Source organism: Luteimonas terrae (assembly GCF_004358165.1).
GTDB lineage: Bacteria > Pseudomonadota > Gammaproteobacteria > Xanthomonadales > Xanthomonadaceae > Luteimonas > Luteimonas terrae.
Window position 1 is genome coordinate 63,227 of record NZ_SMTG01000007.1, and the last position, 14,195, is coordinate 77,421.

Below are 14,195 nucleotides of genomic sequence, written 5' to 3' on the forward strand. Positions count from 1 at the left end.
CCGGGCGACCCGTCACTCCAGCGGCGTGTCGTCCAGATAGGTGTAACCGGTGAGTCCGGCTTCCAGCGCGTCCTTGAGCCGCTGCGACTCGTCGGCGGCCAAAGACGCGTCGTCGACCAGCGTGGTGTAGCGCGCGCGCAGGTCGTCCAGGCGGTAGCCCACGTAGTCGAGCATCACGTCGGTGGTGTCGCCGCGACGCTGCTGCGCGACCGCGATGCCGTCGCCCTCGATCCTCACCTCCACCGCGTCGGTATCGCCGAACAGGTTGTGGATGTCGCCGAGGATTTCCTGGTAGGCGCCGACCATGAAGAAGCCAAGCCGGTACTGCTCGCCGGGCCTGAGCGGATGCAGCGGCAGCGAGGTGTCGAGGTCCTCGTTCTCGACGTAGGTGTCGATTTTGCCGTCCGAATCGCAGGTCAGATCGGCGATCACGCCGCGGCGCTCGGGCAGTTCGTCGAGGCGCTCGATCGGCACGATGGGAAACACCTGGTCGATCGCCCACACGTCGGGCATCGATTCGAACACGCTGAAATTCACGAAGTACTTGTCGACCAGGCGCTCGTTGAGTTCGTCGAGCAGCGGGCGGTGGCTCTTCTCGTCGAAGGTCAGGCGCGCGCGCACGGCATGTGCGATCGCATAGAACAGATCGTCGATGCGCGCGCGATGCACGAGATCGAGCTGGCCCAGCGCATACAGCGCCAGACCTTCGGCGTGCTGGTGCTGCGCCTCGTGGAACAGTTCGACCGCCGGACGCGAGGTCAGCTCGCCGTGCAGTTCACGCAGGTTGGCGACCACGGCCGGTTCGTCGTCATGCACGTCGGGCACGCGGCCTTCGGGCGCGCGTTCGACTTCCGACACGTTGGCGACCAGCACCGCGTGGTGCGCGGTCATCGCGCGGCCGCATTCGGTGACGATGCGCGGCGGCGTGAGGCCATGCTCGGCGCAGGCCTGGGCCAGCGGCTGCACGATCGAACCGGCGTACTGGCGCACGCCGTAGTTGACCGAGTTGTAGCTGCGCGAACGCGTGCCTTCGTAGTCGACGCCCAGGCCGCCGCCGACGTCGACGTGGCTGATCGTCGCGCCGAGCTTGGTCAGCTCGACGAAATAACGCACCGCCTCGCGCATGCCGTTGGCGATGTCGCGGACGTTGGAGATCTGCGAGCCCATGTGGAAATGCAGCAGCTGCAGGCAGTCGGCCATGCCAGCGTCGCGCAGCTTCTTCCACAGGTCCAGCAACTGGCGCGGATTGAGACCGAACTTGGCCTTGTCGCCGCCGCTGTTCTGCCACTTGCCCGCGCCGAGCGACGCCAGACGCATGCGCACGCCCAGGCCCGGCTTCACACCGAGCGCGGCGGCTTCTTCCATCACCAGCGCAAGCTCGGACGGCTTCTCGACGACGATGAAGGTTTCCAGGCCGAGCTTGCGGCCGATCAGCGCTAGTCGGATGTATTCGCGATCCTTGTAGCCGTTGCAGACCACCAAGCCGCCCGGACGCGACAGCGCCAGCACCGCCATCAGTTCCGGCTTGCTGCCCGCTTCCAGACCGAAGCCGTCGCCATGGTGCGAGGCCAGCGTGCCAGCGACGCCCTGATGCTGGTTGACCTTGATCGGATAGACGGCCGTGTAACCGCCCGGATACTCCCACTCGGCCTGCGTCTGCGCGAACGCATCCTGCAGCCGCGCGAGGCGGTCGCCGAGGATGTCGGGGAAACGCACCAGCATCGGCAGCTGCGCCCCGTTCGCACGCGCGGCATCGACCGCCTCGGGCAGTGCGATCGACGGGCCGTTCTTGCCCCGCGGCGAGACCACGATGCGACCGGCGTCGTCGACGTCAAAATACCCCTCGCTCCAGTGCGGGATCGAGTAGGTCTTGCGGGCGAGGTCGGTGGACCAGGCGGTCATCGGCGGCATTCCGGTCAGGCGTGAAGGCCGCATAGTCTAGGGGCAGCGGCCCGAACCTGCGGTGACACGCGCGCGTCAGCCCTCGCCGTGCCGGTAGCTGGGCGCACCCGCGGTCTTCCTGACCTTGGCGGCCACGCGTCGCTGGTTGGGCGCGGTGAACGCGACCCAGCTGCCGGGCAGGTCGAGGGCGTCGACGACCTTCTGCAGCGCCGAATCCTCGCCGAACACCAGGCCGCGCCACTTCACCAGCACCAGGAAATGCGGCGGGCCGTCGGGATCGCCGTCGATGCGCTTGCGTACGATCCAGGCAGTGGCGACCTTGCCGGTGGCCGCCAGCGAGGTACGTGCGGCCTGCAATGCGTCGCCTTCGAGCCCGTGCGACAACAGCACGTCGCCCGCCGACAGGGCATTGCGCGCCTGTGCGGCCTCGCGGCGACGCCGGTCGAGCGCGTGCTGGTCGCCGAGCACGCCGTCGAACGCATCGAGTTCGTCGTGACGGTGGTGGAAGCCGGCCAGCACTTCGTTGACCGCATCGGCGGCCTGCGGATCGAGCATGCGGGCGCGGTGCAGCAGCTCGATACCGGCCCGGTTGTCCTGTGCCAGCAGCAGCACGCCCAGCCGGTAATGCGCGAAGGCATCGTCCGGCGCCACCCGCACTGCATTACGGTACAGCGGCACCACGTCGACCTGCGGATGCAGGCGCTCGATCAGCGCGGCGTGCTCGACGACTTCGGCCGGACTGCGCACCAGCTGGCCTTCCAGTTCGCCGAGCCGGTCGCTGTCGAGCGCATGCGCGCGATGCCGCTCGCGCCAGCCGTCCTCGACCCGCAGCCGCCAGTCTTCGCTCAAGTCTGCTTCCAGCACCGGCAGCAGATCGCCGAGCAGAACCTCGGCCGCGCTGCGTTCCGGCGGCGCCGCGTCGCCCGCAACCACACCCAGCGCCTGCAGGCGCTGGGCGAGCGAGGGATGCGTGTCGTGGACGTCGGCACGCGCGGTCAGGCGCTGTGCGATGCGGGCATCGTCGTCGGTGTGACGGCTGCGCAGCGCCGCCGCCATGTCGCGCTGCAGGCCGCGCGGCGGCTCGCCCTCGCGCCGGTTGGCCTCGACCACCGACGGCCAGAACTCGTGTTCGAGCCGGGCCGCGCCGATGTTGACCCGCACCAGCGCGCTGCCGGCGACATCCGCACCGGCCAGCCGTGCGGCCATGGCATCGGCCTGGTACTCGTTCTGCCGCGCCAGTACGAAGCTGTAGGCATCGAAATAGGGCGCGTACCAGCGGAAGAAACGTTCGAACAGACCGCTGGCCCAGGCACCGCGGCCGGCCAAGCCGTCCAGCACGCGGTACCAGCTCACCCGCACGCGGTGGATCCAGCCCGAGAAGCGCCCGTGGCCGCCGCCGAAATGACCGAACTCGTGCGCCACCACCGAGGCGAACTGCTGCCGGTCGAGCAGCTGCATCAGCGGCAGCCCCAGCACCAGGTAATGCCGGTGTCCAAGCAGGCCCAGCGCGCGCGGCACGCTGGCCGCCGCGGCGTTGAGTTCGTCGTCGATCAGGATGCCCGCGAGCTTCGGCGCCTTGGCCGCGCGGCGCAGGCGTTCGACTTCGGCGAGCAGCGCCGGCGCTTCGCCGGGCGCGAGCAGGTGACCGGACGGCGGTTCGAAGCGCACCCACAGCGCGCGCAGCACCACCCAGCCGAACGCGACCGGAATCCAGACCACCTTGGCCAGCTTCGCCAGCAGGATCGGACTGATCGCCAGCAATACGACCACCAGGCCCACCGACACACCCAGTGCGAGCAGCACCGCGCCACCCAGCACGCCGAAGCCCAGCAGCGCGAGCAGCGCCAGCCGCACACGGTAGGCCATGGGCGCACGCTGCGCGAAGGTTTCCAGCCGTGCCACGCGTGCGCGGCGATCCGCTTCCGACATCATCCCTGCCGTCCCCGTGTTGCGCCCCCCGGCGCGTCCCCGAGGCCAATGCTAAGCCGCGCCGCGCGCCCTCGGGAAGCGTCTCCAAGCCGGCTGCAATCACCCTGCCCCATGGCCGCCACGAACGCTCGGCTACAATGCGCGCCCCCGCAATTCCACGGCACGACACCATGACCGACGCCAACTGGCTCTACGAGAACTTCGACACCGCCGGCTCGGCGATCGGCTTCCGCGTCAACAAGAAGCTAGATGAGGTGCAGTCGCCGTTCCAGAAGATCGAGATCTACGAGAGCACCGACTGGGGCAACGTCATGCTCATCGACGGCGCGATGATGGTCACCACGCGCGACAACTTCCTTTACCACGAGATGATGTCGCACCCGGCGCTGTTCACCCACGCCGCGCCGAAGACCGTCGTGATCATCGGCGGCGGCGACTGCGGCACGCTGCGCGAGGTACTGCGCCATCCGGGCGTTGAGAAGGCCGTGCAGTGCGACATCGACGAGCAGGTCACGCGCATGGCGGAGAAGTACTTCCCCGAGCTGTGCGAGTCGAACGGCGACGCGCGCGCCGAAATCCTGTTCGACGACGGCATCGCCTACATGGCGAACTGCGCGCCCGGCAGCGTCGACATCGTGATCGTCGACTCCACCGACCCGGTCGGCCCGGCCGAAGGCCTCTTCAACAAGGCCTTCTTCGAAAGCTGCCACCGCGCACTGAAAGACGACGGCATCCTGGTGCAGCAGTCCGAATCGCCGCTGGTGCTGCTCGATCTCATCAAGGCCATGCGCGCCGAGATGGGCAAGGCCGGCTTCACCACGTTCCAGACCCTGCCCTTCCCGCAGCCGTGCTACCCGACCGGCTGGTGGAGCTGCACCCTGGCGCGCAAGGGCCAGGGCTTCGATTTCCGCGAGGCCGACGCGCGCGCCAAGCCGTTCGAGACGCTGTACTACACCGCCGACATCCACAAGGGCGCACAGTCGTTGCCGCCGTTCGTGGCGAAGGCGCTCGGCGAGGGCTGAGTCACCGCCACCGCTCGAACCGGAAAGGCCCCGCATCGCGGGGCCTTTCACGTTGCGGTACCGCCTGCGGACCGCGCGGTCAGATCGCGTCGGAATCCAGCTCGCCGGTGCGGATCCGCACCGCGCGCTCCAGTTCGTATACGAAGATCTTGCCGTCGCCGATCTTGCCCATCCCGGCCGACTTCAGGATCGCTTCGACGACGTTGTCGACGATGTCGTCGGTGACCACGATTTCCAGCTTCACCTTGGGCAGGAAGTCGACGACGTACTCGGCGCCCCGGTAGAGCTCGGTGTGGCCCTTCTGCCGGCCGAAGCCCTTCACCTCGGTGACGGTGATGCCGTTCACGCCGACATCGGCGAGCGCCTCGCGCACGTCGTCGAGCTTGAACGGCTTGATGATGGCCATGACCATTTTCATCGCATGGGCCTCCCCGTTGTGGAATCGGGAACAGGATACGCCACGCTCACGCGGCGCCCCACACGATCTCCTCGACCGCGGCTTGCCGCGGCCCCACCTGCATGCTGTAGTGCCGCCCCTTTCGCGCCGGGATTCCCCGACCGCGTGCAGGGGACGCCGCCGACGGCATGCCTGCATCCGCCGAGCGAGCCTGTCTGCCACCGAGGATTTTGTGATGATCGATCTGTCCACCATCGACGAACTCGCCCGCCGCCTCAGCGGCCTGGTGCCGCCGGGCCTGCGCGAGAGCCGCGAGGACATCCAGGAGAACTTCAAGGCCGTGCTGCAGTCCGGCCTCACCAAGCTCGACCTGGTGACCCGCGAGGAATTCGAGGTCCAGCGCGCGGTGCTGCTGCGCACGCGCGAGAAGCTCGAAGCGCTCGAGGCGCAGGTGCGCCAGCTCGAGGGTCAGCCGCCGACGGGCCCGGTCACCACCAGCGGCAACGCGAGCACCATCGCCCACTAGAGGACACGCCATGGGACTTGCGCTCGTGCACGGACGTGCGCGCGCAGGCATCCGCGCTCCGGAGGTCAAGGTCGAGGTCCATCTCGGCGGCGGGCTTCCATCGATGTCGATCGTCGGCCTGCCCGAGGCGGCCGTCCGCGAAGCCAAGGACCGGGTCCGCGCCGCGATCCAGTGTGCGCAGTACGAGTTTCCCGCGCGCCGCATCACCGTCAATCTCGCCCCGGCCGACCTGCCCAAATGCGGCGGCCGCTTCGACCTGCCGATCGCGCTGGGCATCCTCGCCGCAAGCGGCCAGATTCCCGCCGACGCGCTGCGTGATTGGGAATTCGTCGGCGAACTCGGCCTGACCGGCGAGCTGCGCGCCGTCGACGGCGCCCTGCCTGCCGCGCTCGCCGTCGCCGACAGTGGACGCGCCCTGCTGGTGCCCGCTGCCAACGGCGCCGAAGCGGCGCTCGCATCCGACGTGTCGGTGCACACGGCGCGCACGCTGCTGGAGGTCTGCGCGATGCTCGGCGGCACCAGGGCGCTGCCGCAGGCCGTGCCGCCCACGCAGCGCGAGGTCGCGGTGCCGGACCTGCGCGACGTGCGCGGACAGGCGCAGGCGCGACGCGCGCTGGAGATCGCAGCGGCCGGCGGGCATCACCTGTTGCTGGTCGGCAGTCCCGGATGCGGCAAGACGCTGCTGGCGTCGCGCCTGCCGGGCCTGTTGCCGCCCGCCAGCGAAGCCGAAGCGCTCGAAACCGCGGCTGTGCTGTCGATCAGCGGGCGCGGGTTCGACCCGAGCGCTTGGCGCACGCGCCCGTTCCGCGCGCCACATCACACGGCCAGCGCGATCGCGCTGATCGGCGGCGGTGGAGATCCGAGGCCCGGCGAGGTGTCACTCGCGCATCAGGGCGTTCTCTTCCTCGATGAACTCCCCGAGTGGCAGCGGCAGGCCCTCGAGGTCCTGCGCGAGCCGCTCGAATCGGGCGTGGTCACCATCTCGCGCGCGGCGCGTCAGAGCGAGTTTCCGGCACGCTTCCAGCTCGTCGCCGCGATGAATCCCTGTCCTTGCGGCTGGGCCGGCGACAGCTCCGGGCGCTGCCGCTGCTCGACCGACGCGATCAACCGCTACCGGGCGCGCATCTCGGGTCCATTGCTCGATCGCATCGACCTGCACGTCGAAGTCCCACGGCTTCCACCCGCCGCCCTGCGTCCCGATGCGCCCGCGGGCGAACCAAGCGCGGATGTCGCCATCCGCGTCGCCGCCGCGCGGGCCCGACAGCTCGCGCGCGCAGGCACACTCAACGCGCAACTCGACCAGAGCGGTACCGACCGCTATTGCCGCCTTGCCGCGAAGGATCAGGCCCTGCTCGAACGCGCCATCGAAGCCCTGCATCTGTCGGCACGTGCGATGCATCGCATCCTGCGGGTTGCACGGACGATCGCGGACCTCGAAGGTGCGGATGTCATCGCGACGTCGCACCTCACCGAGGCGCTGGGCTACCGGGGTATACCTGCCCCCTGATCACCGCTGGCAGCCACCCGGCCCCATGGTGGCTTCCGAACATTCCAACGTGCGCCGACCGGTATCCCGCTCTACCGATTCGCGCTCCGCGCGTCGCTGCGCAACGGTCTTGCAGATCGTCTGCGGGCGGTTGGTGCCGGTCGCACGTTCGCGGCGACAGATCATGCGCTCATCCTCGTTCGAATCGATGATCGCCTGGATGGCTTCGAGATTGTTGAACAGCTCGATCTGCTGCCGCTCGGTGAGTTCGGTCGTGCGAGACCGGTCCCGGACGAGCGCAAGAACCCGATCCTGCCGATCGAACATTTCGCGTTTCCTGGCGTCCGGCAAGTCCTTGAAAACGCCCTTGCCGGTCTCCGCCGCAGTACGGAGTTCGCGCTGTTGATCGCGAATGGCGCCCGCATCGAGATTGGGATGATCGCTGGCCACCCCATCGGCGGCGATGCACAGCAAAGCGCCTAAGACAACCGCACGGATACCCTTCATTCGACTTGCTCCCTGTCCCCCATGAACCTCCGAATGTATGCCCCGGCCGCAACGACGTCCAGTGCAATCCCCAGAAGAATCGCAGGATCGAATTAACATGTTTTACACACGTCTGAATGGGCCGCGCGCTAGCGTCGCGGTGTAGCACTCACCGGGGAAATCCACCATGCGTCAACTGCTTCTCGCGACCGGCATCGCCGTCGCGCTGACCGCCTGCGGCGGTCGTACCGAAAACGCCGAAACCGACGCGCAGCCTGCGACTGGCGCTGCGCCGACCACGCTGGCCGACGTCGAACTGATCCCGCGCGAGGCGCTGTTCGGCAATCCCGAACGCGCCGGCGTCCAGCTCAGTCCGGACGGGCAGTACCTGAGCTGGATCGCGCCGGTCGACGGCACGATGAATGTCTGGGTGGCGCCGGCCAGCGATCCGTCGGCGGCCAAGGCCGTCACCCAGGACACCGCGCGCGGCATCCGCAGCTACTTCTGGACCTACAAGCCGGGCGTGTTGTTGTACCTGCGCGACACCGGCGGCGACGAGGACTTCCATCTCTTCGCGGTCGACGTCGTCGCCGGCGGGGAAGCGCGCGACCTGACGCCGTTTCCCAAGACCACCGCGCAGGTCGTCGGCGTGAGCCATCGCCAGCCGGACACCCTGCTGGTCGGCATGAACGATCGCGATGCACAGTGGCATGACCTCTACAAGGTCGACCTCGCCAGCGGCGAACGCACCCTGGTCGAGCAGAACACCGACCAGATCGCCGGCTACATTGCCGATGCCGACTATGCGCTGCGCTATGCGTCGCGCAGCCGCCCGGACGGCGGCATGGATGTCCTGCGTCGCAATGGCGATGCTTGGGAAAAGCAGGACGACATCCCGTTCGAGGACGTGCTGACCACGGCGCTGGCCGGCCTGACCGAGGACGGCAAGACCCTGTACATGTCGGACTCTCGCGAGCGCAACACCGCTGCGCTGTATGCGATCGACACCGCGACCGGCGACAAGACGCTGATCCACCAGGACCCGCGCGCCGATGTCGGCGGCAGCCTCACCGATCCGCGCACGGGCACGGTGCAGGCGGTGTCGGTCAACTATCTGCGCGAGGAATGGACGACGCTCGACGACGCGATCAAGGCCGATCTGGCCAAGCTCGAGGCGATCGGTCCGGGCGAAGTCTCGATCAACAGCCGCACGCTCGACGACCAGCATTGGCTGGTTGCCTATTCGGCCGCCGAATCGCCGGTGAAGTACTACCGCTACGACCGCGGCGAGGCCGGCGCCGAAGGCACGCTGACCGAGCTGTTCTCCGGCCGCCCTGCGCTCGACGGCAAGCCGCTGGTGCCGATGTGGCCGCTGGAACTGAAGTCCCGCGACGGCATGACGCTCGTCAGCTATCTCACCCTGCCCCGGCACGCGGACGCCAACAACGACGGCAAGGCCGATGCCCCGGTGCCGATGGTGCTGCTGGTGCACGGCGGACCGTGGGCCCGTGATGGCTACGGCTACAGCTCGATGGACCAGTGGCTGGCGAACCGCGGTTACGCAGTGCTGAGCGTGAACTTCCGCGGCTCGACCGGCTTCGGCAAGGACTTCACCAACGCCGGCAACGGCGAGTGGGCCGGCAAGATGCACGACGATCTGATCGACGCCGTGCAGTGGGCGGTCGACAGCGGCGTCACCACGTCCGACAAGGTCGCGATCATGGGCGGCAGTTACGGCGGCTACGCCACGCTGGTCGGCCTGACGTTCACACCGGACACGTTCGCTTGCGGCGTCGACATCGTCGGCCCGGCCAACCTCAACACGCTGTTGTCGACGGTGCCGCCCTACTGGGCGAGCTTCTACGAGCAGCTGACCAAACGCATGGGCGACCCGCGCACGGAGGCCGGCAAGGCCTGGCTGACCGAGCGTTCGCCTCTGACCCGTGCCGACGCGATCACCAGGCCGTTGCTGATCGGCCAGGGCGCCAACGACCCGCGCGTGAAGCAGGCCGAGAGCGACCAGATCGTCGAGGCAATGACCGCCAAGAATATTCCGGTGACCTACGTGCTGTTCCCCGACGAGGGCCATGGCTTCCACCGCCCGGAAAACAACAAGGCGTTCAACGCGGTGGCCGAAGGCTTCCTCGAAACGTGCTTGGGCGGACGTTCGCAGCCGATCGGCGAGGAGTTCAAGGGGTCGAGCATCACCGTGCCGACGGGCGCGGACGGCGTGCCGGGCCTTGCGGATGCGCTGAAGTCGCATACGCAGGACGTGCGCAAATAACAACGCCCCGGGCGCTGGCGCGCGTGACCGGCGCCGGCGCCCGGTGGGTGAGCTGGTTCAGTTTTTCTCGAAGAACTGACCCGTTGGCCGGGTGTTGTTGCGGATTGCGCCTTGGGTGTCGCCGCGCAGGGTGGCCATTTCCGAGGCCTTCCTGCAGATCTTCTGGACGCGGTTGCTGCCGATGCTGCGTTCGCGCGTGCAGACGATGCGATCGTTGTCCGGAGAAGCAGGTGCTTCGGCGAGTGGAGCGGCCGGGGCCGTCGCGATCTCCTGCGGGGCAGGCTTCGGTACATCCGATGCGAGCACATCCGAGCCGAACACCGCGAGGCTCGTGAGCACCACCGAGAGAAATACACCGTTCGAACTACGCATTGCCTGCTCCTGCATGAAAGGGCGTCCAGAGCCGCAGGGTAGAAGATCCAGCCGCTTTTTCGATAGTCGGGATCTGGCGTTTGGGCGGCATTTCGCGCTTCACTCCGCGATCCCGGCGGATGCCCACCGTCACAGGCGAGGAGCGCCGTATTCAGATTATCGCCGCGACTATAGCGCTGATATTCCATTCTCCCGCTACCGCTGACCAGCACGCCTCCAGACCCGCTGATAGGTCTGATTCTGCGCATGGAGTCCGCGTGCGGTGGCACAACGCGTCTCGAGCTGCAGCTTCCCGACCGGCCGTTCACGCCAACATTCCAGGCGGCCGCCCGGATCGTTATTGACGAGTGCGGAGATCGACTCCAACGCATTGAACAATTCGATCTGACGTCGCTCGGAAAGATCCCGTGTGCTGTCCACCCCGCCGAGCAGCCCGGCGACACGATCCTGAAGCTTCAGAAGCTCCAGCCGGGAAGCCTCGTCGAGACGGCCGTAACGAGGCGATCCTGAGAGAACTTCTCCACGGATCTCGGCCTGCTGTGCCCGGATCGCACTCGCGTCGTGATGAGACGGTGTCCTGTCGGCTGCGCTGGCGCCGGAAGCCAGCAGAACGAGAAACAGCGGTAAGGCGATCTTCTTCCACATGGCACTCACCTGGAGGGCGGTTTTCGCAGCGTAAACCGATTCATGCACCACGACGAGCGGCTCCCGCCAGAGCCCGGAGCCGTCGACGTCAGGCTGCCCTGGTTTCGTAGAACTGCTCTTCTTCGGTCGAGCCGGTCAGCGCGGTCACGCTCGACGCACCGCCCTGGATCACCGTGGTCACGTCGTCGAAGTAACCGGCGCCGACCTCCTGCTGGTGCGAGACGAAGGTGTAGCCCTTGTCGCGCGCGGCGAACTCGCGCTCCTGCACCTGCTCGACGTAATGGCGCATGCCTTCGCCACGCGCGTAGTCGTGGGCGAACTGGAAGCTGTTGAACCAGTTGATGTGGATGCCGGCCAGCGTGATGAACTGGAACTTGTAGCCCAGCGCCGACAGCTCGTCCTGGAAGTTCGCGATCTGGCGATCGTCGAGATTCTTCTTCCAGTTGAAGCTCGGCGAGCAGTTGTAGCTCAGCAGCTTGCCGGGGCTCTTGGCATGCACCGCCTGGGCGAATTCGCGGGCGAAGCCGATGTCGGGTGTGCCGGTCTCGCACCAGACCAGGTCCGCGTACGGCGCGTACGCGACGCCTCGGCTGATCGCCTGTTCCAGACCGTTGCGCACCTTGTAGAAACCCTCGCTCGTGCGCTCGCCGGTGACGAAGGGCGCATCGTTGGCGTCGAAGTCGGAGGTCAGCAGGTTCGCGGCTTCGGCATCGGTGCGCGCCAGCACGATCGCGGGTACGCCGAGCACGTCGGCGGCCAGACGCGCGGCGACCAGTTTCTGCACGGCCTCCTGCGTGGGCACCAGCACCTTGCCGCCCATGTGGCCGCACTTCTTGACCGCGGCCAGTTGGTCCTCGAAATGCACGCCCGCGGCGCCGGCGACGAGCATGTTCTTCATCAGTTCGTAGGCGTTGAGCACGCCGCCGAAACCGGCCTCGCCGTCGGCGACGATCGGCAGGAAGAAGTCGATCGCGTCGCGCTCGTCGAGCTTGCCGTCGGCGATGTTCTTCCACTGGATCTCGTCGGCGCGCTGGAAGGTGTTGTTGATGCGACGGACCATCGTCGGCACCGAGTCGTAGGCGTACAGCGACTGGTCCGGATACATGGTCTCGGAGGTGTTGCCGTCGGCAGCGACCTGCCAACCCGACAGATACACCGCTTCCAGACCGGCCTTGGCCTGCTGCATCGCCTGGCCGGCACTGATCGCGCCGAAGGCGTTGACGTAGCCCTTCTTCGCGTCGCCATTGACGAGATTCCACAACTTCTCGGCGCCGCGCCTTGCCAGCGTGTACTCGGGCTGCACGCTGCCGCGCAGGCGCACGACGTCGGCGGCCGAATACGGACGCTGGATGCCGTTCCAGCGCGGGTTGGTGGTCCAGTCCTGCTGCAGGGCGTCGATCTGTTGCTGGCGGGTGCGCATGGCGGAACTCCTACGAAGGCGGATGCGGAATCGGAATGTGAGGAAGCGGCCAAGGCCGCGCCCACGGCACTGGGTCAGTCGAGGCGCGCGTACGCCGGCTGCGTGAGAAAGTCCTCGAGCGTCTTGCGATGCGTCAGGTCTTCCAGCAGCGCAATGGCTTCGGGCACACGCGCCGCGCCCGGGATGTCCTGTCCGGTGAGCTTCGAGGGCAGCGACAACAGCACACGGTCGAGCAGGGCCTCGTCGATCGCGGTGCCGTCGTCGAGATGCAGCGGCGCGTGGCCGTCGTCGGCGAAGTGGATCCACTGCCACAGCTGCGCACGCGCGATCTCGGCGGTCGCGGCGTCTTCCATCATGTGGTGGATCGGCACGCAGCCGTTGCCGTCGAGCCAGGCGGCGAGATAACGCACGCAGACTTCGACATTGCCGTCGAATCCGGCGCGCGTGATCGTGCCGATCGACGGTGCGATCAAATCGTCGCGGTCGACCAGCACGTCGTCGCGCGTCATCGCGTGCTGGTGCGGGCCGCGCATGCGTTCGTCGAAGATCTGCTTCGCCAGCGGGATCAGCGCCGGATGCGCGACCCAGGTGCCGTCGTGCCCGGCCGTGACTTCGCGCAGCTTGTCGGCGCGCACGCGCGCCATCGCTGCATCGTTGGCCGCAGCGTCGCCGGCGATCGGAATCTGCGCCGCCATGCCGCCCATCGCGTGCGCGCCGCGGCGGTGGCATGTCTGCACCAGCAGTTCCGAGTAAGCCTTGAGGAAGGGCTGCGTCATCGTGACCTGCGCACGTTCGGGCAACACACGATCGCGATGGCGCTGGAAGGTCTTGAGATAGGAAAAGATGTAATCCCACCGCCCGCAGTTGAGGCCGGCGATGCGGTCCTTCAGCGCGTGCAGGATCTCGTCCATCTCGAACACCGCCGGCAGCGTCTCGATCAGCACGGTCACGCGGATCTGCCCGGCCGGCAGGCCCAGCGCGCGTTCGATGTGGGCCAGCACGTCGTTCCACAGCTGCGCCTCTTCCATCGACTGCAGCTTGGGGATGTATAAGTAGGGGCCGCTGTCCCTGGCCGCCAGCGCATGCGCGTTGTGGAACGCGAACAGGCCGGCGTCGAACAGCGCGGCCGACATCGCTTCGCCGTCGATGCGCACATGCTTCTCGTCGAGATGCCAGCCGCGCGGCCGCACGATCAGCACCGCGCGCTGGTCCTCGGGCTTGAGGGCGTAGCGCTTGCCGGCCGGCGATGTGAATTCCAGCGTGCCTTTGATGGCCTCGCGCAGCGCGCGCTGGCCGGTCAGCAGGTTGTCCCAAGTCGGCGAGGTGGAATCCTCGAAGTCGGCCATGTAGCAGTTGGCGCCGGAGTTCAGCGCGTTGATGACCATCTTCGGATCGACCGGGCCGGTGATCTCGACCCGGCGGTCGCGCAGCGCGACCGGCAGCGGCGCGACGCGCCACTCGGAATCGCGGATGCCGCGGGTATCGGTCCGGAAGTCCGGCAACGCGCCGGCATCGAACGCGGCCTGACGGGTGCGGCGTTCGGCCAGCAGGACCTGGCGTCGGGACTCGAAGCCGGCATGGAGCTCGCCGAGGAGGGCCAGCGATGCCGGATCGAACAGGTCGGCCGGTGCATCGGCCGGCACGGTCGCGGTGGGGCCGGAGATGAGCGGGAACGGCTTGATGACGGCATTCACGGCAGCGGTCCTTTGGATCTGCAACGCGGTTT

Annotated in this window: 12 protein-coding genes; 4 read left to right on the forward strand and 8 right to left on the reverse strand. The window is 67.7% G+C overall.

Going from position 1 to position 14,195, the window contains the following annotated elements; all coding sequences use genetic code 11:
* Positions 1 to 12: 12 nt before the first annotated feature.
* Together speA and E2F49_RS14820 are read right to left on the reverse strand one after the other, a co-directional pair.
* The gene (speA, locus tag E2F49_RS14815; protein WP_133394607.1) at positions 13 to 1,902 is read right to left on the reverse strand and encodes an arginine decarboxylase; all 1,890 of its coding nucleotides are present in this window, start codon (positions 1,900 to 1,902) and stop codon (positions 13 to 15) included.
* A gap of 75 nt (positions 1,903 to 1,977) precedes the next feature.
* Positions 1,978 to 3,831 (reverse strand): M48 family metallopeptidase, encoded by a 1,854-nt coding sequence (locus tag E2F49_RS14820; RefSeq protein WP_165971253.1) that lies wholly within the window; start codon positions 3,829 to 3,831, stop codon positions 1,978 to 1,980.
* Positions 3,832 to 4,001: 170 nt separating this feature from the next.
* Between E2F49_RS14820 and speE the strand changes: the two genes are divergently transcribed.
* A complete protein-coding gene (gene speE, locus E2F49_RS14825; RefSeq protein WP_133394609.1) occupies positions 4,002 to 4,853 on the forward strand; it encodes a polyamine aminopropyltransferase in 852 nt (283 codons plus the stop codon).
* 79 nt (positions 4,854 to 4,932) lie between these two features.
* On the opposite strand, the gene E2F49_RS14830 is transcribed toward speE, so the two are convergent.
* Positions 4,933 to 5,271 carry a P-II family nitrogen regulator gene (locus tag E2F49_RS14830; protein ID WP_133394610.1) on the reverse strand — a complete coding sequence of 113 codons (339 nt, stop codon included), beginning with the start codon at positions 5,269 to 5,271 and terminating at the stop codon, positions 4,933 to 4,935.
* A 214-nt stretch (positions 5,272 to 5,485) separates the two neighbouring features.
* Between E2F49_RS14830 and ubiK the strand changes: the two genes are divergently transcribed.
* Positions 5,486 to 5,776 (forward strand): ubiquinone biosynthesis accessory factor UbiK, encoded by a 291-nt coding sequence (gene ubiK / locus E2F49_RS14835; protein ID WP_055250553.1) that lies wholly within the window; start codon positions 5,486 to 5,488, stop codon positions 5,774 to 5,776.
* 10 nt (positions 5,777 to 5,786) lie between these two features.
* On the forward strand, positions 5,787 to 7,283 hold the full coding sequence (locus tag E2F49_RS14840) for a YifB family Mg chelatase-like AAA ATPase (RefSeq protein ID WP_133394611.1): 1,497 nt from the start codon (positions 5,787 to 5,789) through the stop codon (positions 7,281 to 7,283).
* Here E2F49_RS14840 and E2F49_RS14845 read toward each other — a convergent pair whose 3' ends face one another.
* Positions 7,284 to 7,769, reverse strand: coding sequence for a hypothetical protein (locus E2F49_RS14845; protein ID WP_133394612.1), 486 nt, complete (start codon positions 7,767 to 7,769; stop codon positions 7,284 to 7,286). It abuts the gene before it with no gap.
* 166 nt (positions 7,770 to 7,935) lie between these two features.
* Here E2F49_RS14845 and E2F49_RS14850 point away from each other — a divergent pair, with 166 nt between their 5' ends.
* Positions 7,936 to 10,032 (forward strand): S9 family peptidase, encoded by a 2,097-nt coding sequence (locus E2F49_RS14850; protein WP_133394613.1) that lies wholly within the window; start codon positions 7,936 to 7,938, stop codon positions 10,030 to 10,032.
* A gap of 57 nt (positions 10,033 to 10,089) precedes the next feature.
* On the opposite strand, the gene E2F49_RS14855 is transcribed toward E2F49_RS14850, so the two are convergent.
* From E2F49_RS14855 to aceB, 4 genes are all read right to left on the reverse strand, one after another.
* Positions 10,090 to 10,404 (reverse strand): hypothetical protein, encoded by a 315-nt coding sequence (locus E2F49_RS14855; protein ID WP_133394614.1) that lies wholly within the window; start codon positions 10,402 to 10,404, stop codon positions 10,090 to 10,092.
* A 195-nt stretch (positions 10,405 to 10,599) separates the two neighbouring features.
* The gene (locus E2F49_RS14860) at positions 10,600 to 11,049 is read right to left on the reverse strand and encodes a hypothetical protein (RefSeq protein ID WP_133394615.1); all 450 of its coding nucleotides are present in this window, start codon (positions 11,047 to 11,049) and stop codon (positions 10,600 to 10,602) included.
* 88 nt (positions 11,050 to 11,137) lie between these two features.
* Entirely contained in the window at positions 11,138 to 12,469 is a 1,332-nt protein-coding gene (gene aceA / locus E2F49_RS14865; RefSeq protein ID WP_133394616.1) for an isocitrate lyase, read from the reverse strand.
* Positions 12,470 to 12,543: 74 nt separating this feature from the next.
* On the reverse strand, positions 12,544 to 14,163 hold the full coding sequence (aceB, locus tag E2F49_RS14870) for a malate synthase A (RefSeq protein WP_425481394.1): 1,620 nt from the start codon (positions 14,161 to 14,163) through the stop codon (positions 12,544 to 12,546).
* Positions 14,164 to 14,195: the final 32 nt, after the last annotated feature.